Origin of the sequence: Moorena sp. SIO4A1 (assembly GCF_010672065.1) — a bacterium.
Lineage (GTDB): Bacteria > Cyanobacteriota > Cyanobacteriia > Cyanobacteriales > Coleofasciculaceae > Moorena.
The window spans coordinates 1-1015 of sequence record NZ_JAAHHX010001084.1 but is presented as its reverse complement, the minus strand read 5'-3'; the positions used below and the strand labels follow the sequence as shown (position 1 = coordinate 1015).

1 protein-coding gene is annotated in these 1015 nt (G+C 35.3%); it reads left to right on the top strand.

Annotated elements, in window-relative coordinates; all coding sequences use genetic code 11:
• The first annotated feature begins 247 nt into the window (after window positions 1-247).
• Window positions 248-868 carry a glutathione binding-like protein gene (locus F6K53_RS45445; protein WP_293087806.1) on the top strand — a complete coding sequence of 207 codons (621 nt, stop codon included), beginning with the start codon at window positions 248-250 and terminating at the stop codon, window positions 866-868.
• Window positions 869-1015 lie beyond the last annotated feature (147 nt).

Below are 1015 nucleotides of genomic sequence, written 5' to 3'. Positions count from 1 at the left end.
TTCAATTTTTAATTCCGGATTAGTGATTGTATTGGCATTATTATTTGTGAGTAATAACTTATCCAAAAAACAAAGATAAATCATCCGGAATTAAGCTACAATTAATTGTAGTCAAATAAAGATATTGAGAGGATAAAAAAATAAAACAAATCAAGCAAGATTTAATTAATTATTTTAAAACAATTAAATTTTGATGATTTCCTTTCAATTTCAATGAACATTTCACTAATCAACCCAAGAGTCTTCAATGATTGAACTTTACACACACAATACCCCAAACGGTCACAAAATTTCTATTTGTTTGGAAGAACTTGAACTCCCTTACAATGTCAAGCATATAAATGTCTATGAAGGAGAACAATTTAAAGAAGAATTTGTTGCACTCAATCCTAATGCTAAAGTTCCAGTAATTGTAGATCAAGAAACTGGACAAACGGTATTTGAATCCTGTGCAATTTTACTCTATCTTGCAGATAAAACTGGACGGTTAGTACCGCAATCAACTGAAGGTCGTTGGGAAGCAATTCAATGGCTCTTTTTCCAAGCGGCTTCTATTGGGCCAATGTTCGGACAACGAGCACACTTTGCCTTGTTTGCTCCTGAAAAAATCCCTTACGCAATTGAACGCTATACCAAAGAAACTGAAAGGTTGTATGGTGTCCTTGAACAACGTTTGAAGCAGCAAAAATATCTATGCGGTGATGAATACTCCATTGTAGATATTGCCCATTGGGGTTGGATTTATACTGCTAAACGTATGGGATTTGGCTTCGATCAGTTTTCCAGCTTAATCGCATGGCATAATCAAATTGCAGAACGTCCTGCGGTTCAGAAAGGAATTCAAGTTCCTGGGCCTATTCCTTTCTAAGTTCATCACAATAGATAGAGATGTCTGGTGCTATTTGGACAGAAATATTATGCATTCTGCAATTTTCTGATTCCAGACATCTTTCTTATCTCTCTCTAGATTTTTACTTTTACTCCCTTCAGAGCCCCCTTATTGAGGGGAGTTTAA

Excerpts from the sequence above, each read along its gene's own strand:
- F6K53_RS45445 (WP_293087806.1), top strand. The coding sequence starts at position 248 with ATGATTGAACTTTACACACACAATACCCCAAACGGTCACAAAATTTCT.